This window comes from Hymenobacter negativus (assembly GCF_017571495.1).
Lineage (GTDB): Bacteria > Bacteroidota > Bacteroidia > Cytophagales > Hymenobacteraceae > Hymenobacter > Hymenobacter negativus.
The window spans coordinates 281,389-289,530 of sequence record NZ_JAGETZ010000008.1 but is presented as its reverse complement, the minus strand read 5'-3'; the positions used below and the strand labels follow the sequence as shown (position 1 = coordinate 289,530).

7 protein-coding genes are annotated in these 8,142 nt (G+C 52.5%); 3 read left to right on the top strand and 4 right to left on the bottom strand.

Going from position 1 to position 8,142, the window contains the following annotated elements:
* Window positions 1-143: 143 nt before the first annotated feature.
* Window positions 144-407: a hypothetical protein gene (locus tag J4E00_RS17845; RefSeq protein ID WP_208176608.1), complete on the bottom strand. Its 264-nt coding sequence runs from the start codon at window positions 405-407 to the stop codon at window positions 144-146.
* A 309-nt stretch (window positions 408-716) separates the two neighbouring features.
* Here J4E00_RS17845 and J4E00_RS17840 point away from each other — a divergent pair, with 309 nt between their 5' ends.
* Complete coding sequence (locus J4E00_RS17840) at window positions 717-1,073, top strand: hypothetical protein (protein WP_208176607.1); 357 nt, start codon at window positions 717-719, stop codon at window positions 1,071-1,073.
* Window positions 1,074-1,170: 97 nt separating this feature from the next.
* Here the strand turns inward: J4E00_RS17840 and J4E00_RS17835 are convergent, their stop codons facing one another.
* Entirely contained in the window at window positions 1,171-1,635 is a 465-nt protein-coding gene (locus J4E00_RS17835; RefSeq protein ID WP_208176606.1) for a hypothetical protein, read from the bottom strand.
* Window positions 1,636-1,732: 97 nt separating this feature from the next.
* Between J4E00_RS17835 and J4E00_RS17830 the strand changes: the two genes are divergently transcribed.
* Both J4E00_RS17830 and J4E00_RS17825 read left to right on the top strand, forming a co-directional pair.
* The gene (locus J4E00_RS17830) at window positions 1,733-2,206 is read left to right on the top strand and encodes a hypothetical protein (protein ID WP_208176605.1); all 474 of its coding nucleotides are present in this window, start codon (window positions 1,733-1,735) and stop codon (window positions 2,204-2,206) included.
* Window positions 2,207-2,349: 143 nt separating this feature from the next.
* The gene (locus J4E00_RS17825; RefSeq protein ID WP_208176604.1) at window positions 2,350-2,934 is read left to right on the top strand and encodes a hypothetical protein; all 585 of its coding nucleotides are present in this window, start codon (window positions 2,350-2,352) and stop codon (window positions 2,932-2,934) included.
* Window positions 2,935-3,343: 409 nt separating this feature from the next.
* Here J4E00_RS17825 and J4E00_RS17820 read toward each other — a convergent pair whose 3' ends face one another.
* Together J4E00_RS17820 and J4E00_RS17815 are read right to left on the bottom strand one after the other, a co-directional pair.
* Window positions 3,344-4,906, bottom strand: a complete 1,563-nt coding sequence (locus tag J4E00_RS17820; RefSeq protein WP_208176603.1) for a T9SS type A sorting domain-containing protein — start codon at window positions 4,904-4,906, stop codon at window positions 3,344-3,346.
* Window positions 4,907-5,610: 704 nt separating this feature from the next.
* Window positions 5,611-7,914 carry a T9SS type A sorting domain-containing protein gene (locus J4E00_RS17815; protein WP_208176602.1) on the bottom strand — a complete coding sequence of 768 codons (2,304 nt, stop codon included), beginning with the start codon at window positions 7,912-7,914 and terminating at the stop codon, window positions 5,611-5,613.
* Between the last annotated feature and the right edge of the window lie 228 nt (window positions 7,915-8,142).

Sequence of the window (8,142 nt, the reverse complement as noted above, 5' to 3'; positions counted from 1 at the left end):
GCGCAAAGAAGTAGACACAGGGAACTAGTGCGGCGAAGTAATACCTGCTAGCAAAGGTCTATTAAAATTAATGGCTCCTTTCACCAGACGCAGCTGGTTTACCTTCGGACCGTTTGAATGAACCCTGTAGGGTATGGTTTACGCTACTTCAGGGCCGCCTTGAGATAACAGTTGTTTGGCTCAACGCAGAGGCTCAGGGGTAAATCGTCAATCCGTTGTTGGTACTGGCGGCCTTTGGCCAGGGCCTGGCCAAAGAACAGCGTATTCTGCACTAGTTGATACGGCAACTCTTCGGGCAGGCTCAACTCATATTGAGCCACCACGACGTGCTGGGGACTGAGGAAGAGCACCCGGCTGTGCCCATGGAGTTGTTGAGCGGCTCGTACCCGATAAAAATCCGTTACCACGTAGTAGCGTGTTCGGCCCTGCCTATCATAAACGCACCCCAGTGCATGCTTTCCTTCGCGGGGCATAACCGGCGAGCCTCCCTGCTGGGATGGTAGGCAACCAGCCGTTTTCCCGCTAACGAACGGGCCAAGCAGAACACACGACAACAGAAGGGTACTGCTAGCGAGAAACGTCTTCTTCCAAGGAAACATGACCAAAAGATAGGCTCGTTAATTTAGACCATCGTTTTCCTGAACGCCCATTTCTCCTTTGGGCTATACTTGTAAGTAGGGTGCTTATCTTATCGTTTTACCGCCTTTCCTGCGCTCATGCTACCTATTTCACAACATTTACTGTACGAATTAATGGCCAAGGGGGATTCTTCTAATCCTGAACTACTCGCGCTCCTTCAAGAACTGGCCCCTTCGGCTACGGTGGATTTTGTCATGCCCCGTTACCATTTATACCATGTCTATGAGACCCGTCTGGGATTAACTCAATACGTCACAGGGGAATTTTACGAGGGATTAAAGGAGGCGGTAGAAGCAATGGCTGCTAGCTCACTGGCCAACATCCGTCTTCTCAAAATCAAGTGCCTGGAGGGCGACTGCGTTCTATTTGTAGAGGAAAATTTGAAGGAGGTACTGGGCATTATCTACTTCCCGCAGAAGAGTGAAGCGACGTAAGCTTCCTTAACCGCTCCTTAATTTAGACCACCGTTTTCCTGAACGCGGAAGAGCTTTGCTTACTACCTATAGCAGCAGGAAAAACGGCCGCTTGTTGTCATGGTGTGGTTTTCGACCGCACAAATTCCAGGTACGCTTGGTCCATGTTGCGCCATTGAAGTCGCAGCGGGCTGTGTTGATAGAAGGCGGTGGAGTCCACGAACACCCGTTCCTGATACGGCGGGGCAAGCACCACCCAGAGCGCCGACACTTCGCTCCCGCGGACATAATTCACGCCTTTCGCAGCCAGGTATAGTTTCGCTTGGCAGATGGCCATGCGTTGCGCATGAAACACCGAGGAAACAGCTCCAGAATCAGAAAAGAGCTTGACTATCCACCCATCCCGTCGGTTGATGCTAATGGCTTCATAGGGGGCCAGCAACGGCAGTCGCTGGCTATCAAATCCCCCGGTGGAGCGGTAAAACGGGTCTTCGTGTAGCCCCACGCTCCGCTCGGAGATAGGCTGGCAGGAAGTCAAGCCGACGAAGTACGCAAGTAGCCAAGCCCCAACCTTTATTTTCATCGAGTCGAAGATAGCAGCATGAACAGTTTTACGCTCGATAATTTAGACCACCGTTTTCTTGAACATTGGCACCCTTGCGTCAGTACTATTCAGCACAATGACCTATTCAACTCAGTGGCTTCAGCTGTGCGAATCCGCACGAGCGTATGGGATGCGCCAGTATGCTGTCTTGCAGGACAAGGAGCAGCTGGCTCTCGATTTGGATAAGGCGCTGACGGAGGATAGTCTCTCGGCTTTGTCGCTGTGGAGTGCCCTCGACCCCGGCCTTGAGATACTCCTGCCCTTGCTTTCGCGGGTGCTAAGCTTCGCCATCGACAGCACCGACCTCGATAAAATCCGCTTGGACCGGGAGATATTATCCCAGCACAAAGAGGACCCTGAGTTCAGGAATCAACTCCAGCCTTTGATTGCCCTGTACTTGGCCGACAACGACGACTGGAACTATCGACGCATTGCCGAGCTCTATACCCTCCTGCAGTACCAAGAAGAACTGGCGGCTTTTCTGGTGCTGTGCCGCGCCAGTGACAACGAACACATTCAGGAAATCGGTGACGATTACCTCCCGCTTTAATTTTGCTTCTTTCGGTGTTGGGCCAAGCCCTCCTTAATTTAGACCACCGTTTATGTGAACTAAGCAAAAGTTGCGAAACTTCGATACATGCTCCTTCTTTTGTCGCCGCACCCTCTCCAGTCTACACTTTTCCGTCTTTCCTCATGGGCCTCGATTACAGTGTTGTTTTTGTGCTGCCTGCTGCGGAGGAATCGCGCTTACAGGCCCGGCTGCGGCAAGCCGGCACCGTGGAAGAACTCCCCGCCCCCTTTGGCACCGCGGTGACCCTTGACTTCCCCCTTGACGACGTGCTGCGCGCATACCTCGACCGTGCACGCACCGAAGCGTTGGGGCAACCCGCTGGTAGTCCAGCTTTCCGGGGCCAAGGGCTCGATCCCCGTTATTTTCCCACTGACACAACGGGACGGGTCGGGTACTGGTATTTGTCCACGTTGCGGCGGGACGGCTTGCCGGACGTGTACGTGCAGCTCACGGCCGCAACCTCGGACATGAGCCGCTTGCTCGAGCGGTCCGCAGCCGTGCAGCAGTGGTTTCGGGAACTGGCCCGCGAGCTCCACACCACCGCGTTTTTGGACTTGGAAGAACAAGGCGGCGCATTTCTTTGCCGGGCGGGACAAGCCATGTCCGCCACCGTTGACGAGGACGGCCGGGTGCAAGAGGCTGCCCCGGACGACCAGCCTTTTGTCGCGGCGACTTTCGAGGCATACGGCCGATTGCTGAAAGGATAGCCCAAACCCTCGTTTTCCTGAACTACCAGCTGTGAAGCCTGTCCTTATCAACTAAAGCTGCTTACAGACCCGATTGAGTTCAAGAAACCCGTTCATTAATCAACGTTCACGAAACGTCAAATGGAGATGAGTTTCGTGAACTCGATTCTCCATCCAAAACGGTCATGTATCCGTTCGCATGGTAGTCACCCCTGAGGCCTTAAGCCAGCGCCCACCCACTGCTACCATTCCCAGGCGGCCAACGCAAAGCCAGCCACAAAAAAACCAGAACAGCCAGTAGCGCCGGCGAAAGCGCACGTTCGAGGGCAGGCGTTGGCGGTGACGGACAGCCGGGTATTTCATGCCCTGAATATAAAAGCCCCAGCTGCTGGACACGGCTGGGGCTTTGAAGCAGGAGGAAACCGAGGCGTTAGTGCTGAATCATGACGCGCACGGTTTGTGCCTGACCGTTGACAGGTTGAGCCTGTAATAAATATAAGCCATTGGGCACGTCCGAAACGTTGAAATGCCCGGCTTTTTGCATGGCGTGCAGCTGCTTCACTTCCTGCCCTTTACTGTTCACCAGTTGGACGTCACTGAGCATTTCTTCGCCTATCTGAACAGTGAGTTCTTCTCCTGCTGGGGACGGATAAGTGGAAATTTTTGGCGTTTCCATTGTGGTGCGTGCCGCTTGCCCACAGGCGCTGGTTCGGACAACAGAAACGAAGTGAAAAGAGGTGGTAATGGTGCTGGGGTTGTTACTGCCGGGTGCCTGTGTACACGGCGCGGTATAGCTGACGGTGTAGACAACAGGGAGTGAGCCCGGCGTAGGCGCATCTGGGCGAACCCAGTAGCCATCCGGATAGGTGGGAGACGTTCCATATCGTGTAAAGGGGCCCCCAGTTATCGACCAAGTGCCTTGCGTTGAGCCATTGCCAAACGGTACGAACAAGATATTATCCGATTGACACACTGTGGTGTAGTCGGCAATTGTTTGGCCGCCCTGTGCATGGTCCTTAATAGCGACAAGATTAAGGGGATATACCGACGTGGTGCTTGTTGAAATGACCACCCCGCCTCGTCTAACGGTCAACGTGTAATCACCCCAGTAAAAGTTGTCGCTGGCCTGTACCGCTGTCAAGGTGGGATTTAACTGGTTTGACGTGAATAGGTTGCCCCCCCATGGTCCGTTCCACTCGTACGTATCCCCGTAATTACTATTACAGGGGCTAACTGGCGTGGTAGCCAGCGTCACGGGGTCGCCAAGCAACGCACAAGTCGGCAGAGCAGTAGGGGCTGGACATGGGCAAGGTGTGACCGTGGTAGTGGAATAAGAAATGCTGTGATCCGGCAAGATAACGGCTAGCGTATAGGTCGTCGTCGTATTTGGATTAGCCATTGTCGTTATACTAGTAGGAGAACTAAGGCCTGTCGAAGGAATCCAAAAGTAGAGTGCGCCTGGGATGGAACACCCTTCGCCAATGGTTACCCCAGGTGTTGCCCCGGTTCCTGTACAGGCCACGTTGGGTGGGCCCGCCGTAGGAATTTTGTACAACTCGACGTTATCAACGTACACATAGGCGTACGGCCATTGCGCCCAAGGACGCGGTTCGTTCAATTCGTGGTTCGCGTCGAAGTTGCCAATGATGAGATGGTTCAATGCATCACTTTGGTCAACATGAAACTGGTTTGAGACCCGGGTCCACTCACTATTAGGATCAGATGGGTTGGTAGAATTAGTCCCAGCTATGACGCTTTGGCTATATGCGCCGGGATAGGGACCGTTAACAATGCCGTCGCGCGCCGGCGCGTTGCCTAACGAGGCTTGTGATGAGAGCCGTGCCCCTACCTTGGCGGCGAATCGCCCATTACCAGCGCTGAGGACCCGCATGCTGAGGTAGTATTGCCCGGTGGCGAGCACATTGGGCAATTGCTGTGCGGTGTACTCCGTATAATAATAGGTGCCCACATCTTGCAGCGCGAGGATGCCCAAACTGCCATTACTGTAGTCGTAAGGCGCAAAGTGACCAAATGGAGCGTACGCCGGGTTGGTACTCTGGCTGGACGTGGTAGGCGCACTCGTGTGATAGAAATCGGGCGTCCATAAAGGGTGGTCCAGTTAGGCAGTTCGTTGGCGTTGCCGATGGAGCCGGAAACCCCGTAAGGAAAAAGGGCTTCGAAATTGCCGTTAGTTATTAGGTTGCTGCAGGGGGCCTGCGCCTGGGCACGCTGCGTACTACCGAGGCCAAGCCCCAGAACTGTCGCGGCTAGTAAAGAAATAAAATTTGCTTTCATAGAAGGGTTGAGAAAATGAAAAAATGACAAACGAAAGTATATATATTCCTTTTATGTAAAAAGGAATATATAAGTCTGATTGCGACTATGGCTTTATCGATAAAAAATATCAATAAAGCATTTTGAGTGTCTTCATAGAATACATCAGTGCCGTCCAATAAGAAGCATTGCGGTCATTTCGTATTGGTAAGACGCTAGGCAAAGCCAAAAAGCCCCAGCTGCTGGACACCGCTGGGGCTTTTCGTGGGCTAAGAATTTTGTGCACAGTGGCCCAACACCCGTTTAGTTGCCAACCATCAGGCAGGCAACCAGTAAGACGGGTAGCATCTTTTTCATGACGCCAAACTACGAAAAAGCCCCGACTAGCTGGCCGGGGCTTTTCTATCTAGTACCCGTTTATTTTTAGAGCTTTGTGAAGAGTTTGGTCTGGTACATGTCGTTGAACTTGACGCGCAAGATATATACCCCCTGTGGTAAGATTGAGGTGTCGGGAATGGTGATGCCAGGCCCTTCACTTACGAATTTTGTAGTAAGAGGCAAAGGCACTTCCTGGCCTAGGACGTTACTTATCTGTAGTTTCAAACGACCCGCTTTCACCGCAAGGACACGAATGCTCAACTCATCGGACGTAGGCTTAGGGAATGGCTCAATCCCTTTCACTTGGTCTGTGGCTGTACTGGCTACCAAAGTAGTTGCAGCCATTTTGGCATGGAACTCGTCTTCTGAAAACGGCAGCAGCTTTAGGTTCGTTGCCGTTGCTGGCGGGGAAGTATTACAGCATGTAAAATCGGAGTAGCTGCTATTAGGAGGCATTGAATAAAAACGGTTCCCTGAAGCAGTGGGAAGCGCTAGATTATCTTCTTGAACGGCAATGTCGTACTGCCCTTGTTGGTTAGGAATATATTCTAGAGTTGGGCCATAGGCCAGTTCCTCATAACTACCATCGGGGCGACGGCGGTGCCAAGTATATATCGAGCCAGCACAGGGGTTTGCAATCATGAAAAGCCATTTGGGCGCTTTGATAACGTGTGGTGAGCAACTACGCCACGGGAGAGCTACTACAACCTCTCCACATGTAGTAGCTATAGCGGATACCTTTAATGTGTCGGCTGGCTCCCACGCCTCCCTGATGGCGTTCTGGACTTGCTTTGCCGGGTCATCGGTAAGGCACCAATGCGGTTTATTTCGGTCATCAAAAGCCCCCAACATACCGGCGGGATGCATAAACGTTGCGGACGCATTAATCGAAAATTTGCGAATCGCCCTTACATAGTACTTACTCCACTGGGCTTGGTATTGTATTGCTAATGCCTTTAATGAAGCATCTGGTATCAATGCCAGATTCATGAACCAGGTGCCATCGTCTGCATACGGGAAGTTAGAACCTCTAAGATACAAGGGATTACGACAACCACGTTCAGCAGGACCGGTGTATTCCGCATCACACCGCTGCCCGAACTCTCCCTCCCAGCCATCCAAGCCGGCAAGGTAAGGGGTCTGGACGGTGTAAACCTTTCCGATAGGGGATATGCCGGCACCATCTGGCAATAACCCTCCCCCATGACAAGGGTCAACAATGGTCATGGGGAGTTCCCCCGATGGAGTGATTTCAGTGCTAGGTGGAATGATGGGCTCGCTCATCACCGTGCATCGGGGGTCGGCCGTACTGCGCTGTTCCAGGCAGCCTACACCGCCAACAGTAGGGCATGTAATGCCGGTGCAGGGGTCTGCTTCTCCTTCGGGGATGATGTCACGTGGGCGCAATACCGACGCCATGAAGTCAAAAAGCAGTTTAGGATATCCGTTAACTGTTCCGTAAGCCATTTTAACCATTCCAAACGGTTCTGTATAATTTCCGTTCTGGTCCTTCCCCCTATTTATACTGGATGCTTCCGAAGCTAGTAGCACAAACGGCGTTGAAGCATTCGTGGCGGTACTGTTGTAGGCATATGTTACCATCCCCGTAGGGCCTATCACAGTTTTTTGGGGATTATTGGCATAGTTGCGGATATGTGTGACGACCGAGGCGGCTTGTTGCAAAGCAAGTGTTCGAGCCGCTTCATTGGTTGCCATCCGTATTTTCGCCCATATGCCCGTCTGACCCATGTGTATAGCAGTTATGCCTACGTCAACGAGGCATTTCGCTTCATGGAAAAGCCACATGCGCCCTTCTAGCTGAAAGGCATCGGGGGAGTACGAGATGCTGCCATCAGAGCCAGTGCTACACGGATAGGCAATCCGAAGGAAATCAAATTTTACATCGGTTTTAGCCGTGTAAGTGCCATCAGCATTGAGTCGAAAGTATCGGGTTTGCTCATTGAGGCTGAAGATTTCATCTCTAAACTCATCAATGACGATTGGTGAAATCGTGATTTGGTGTATACCATCTTTGGTCGAGTCAGGCATCTGTCCCGCTGGGGTGTCTCGCGTAATTGATTCGAAGATAGACGCCTGGATGATGGGGCGCCGCAGACCTTCACAGTCATAGGCTGCGTTGATGGCAGTAATTGTCCGCTCTAAATCGCCTAGTGCGTAGCGCCCCCAAGGAATACAGACCCCTCTACTGGAATGGCACCAGCCTTCGGAGCACGGAGTATTTTCAGTGCAAGAACTTGTCGCGTTCACAGGCAGAGGGTTAAAGTCTGGATTGAAAGCTGACGTTGTCCCCCAAGGGCCAAAGATATTTCCAATAAAGGAGGCCTTCATATCAGTCAGGCTCTTAATCAGAGCCGTTAGCTTCGGTGCATCGTTGACAGTACTTGCCAACCCTCTCATGTAAACGGCCCGAGCCATGTAGCGCTCTACGGCGGGTGAGTTAGGGTCCGTAGATAGAGATGGGGAAGTAGCCCCTTGCGGGCACGGGTACGGGCAAGGCGGCTCAATGGGTTGTGCTTGGCTGTTCAGGCTATAGCCAAGCAGCCCTAGAATGACGGT

Excerpts from the sequence above, each read along its gene's own strand:
- J4E00_RS17840 (WP_208176607.1), top strand. The coding sequence starts at position 717 with ATGCTACCTATTTCACAACATTTACTGTACGAATTAATGGCCAAGGGG.
- J4E00_RS17835 (WP_208176606.1), bottom strand. The coding sequence starts at position 1,635 with ATGAAAATAAAGGTTGGGGCTTGGCTACTTGCGTACTTCGTCGGCTTG.
- J4E00_RS17830 (WP_208176605.1), top strand. The coding sequence starts at position 1,733 with ATGACCTATTCAACTCAGTGGCTTCAGCTGTGCGAATCCGCACGAGCG.
- J4E00_RS17825 (WP_208176604.1), top strand. The coding sequence starts at position 2,350 with ATGGGCCTCGATTACAGTGTTGTTTTTGTGCTGCCTGCTGCGGAGGAA.
- J4E00_RS17815 (WP_208176602.1), bottom strand. The coding sequence starts at position 7,914 with ATGAAGGCCTCCTTTATTGGAAATATCTTTGGCCCTTGGGGGACAACG.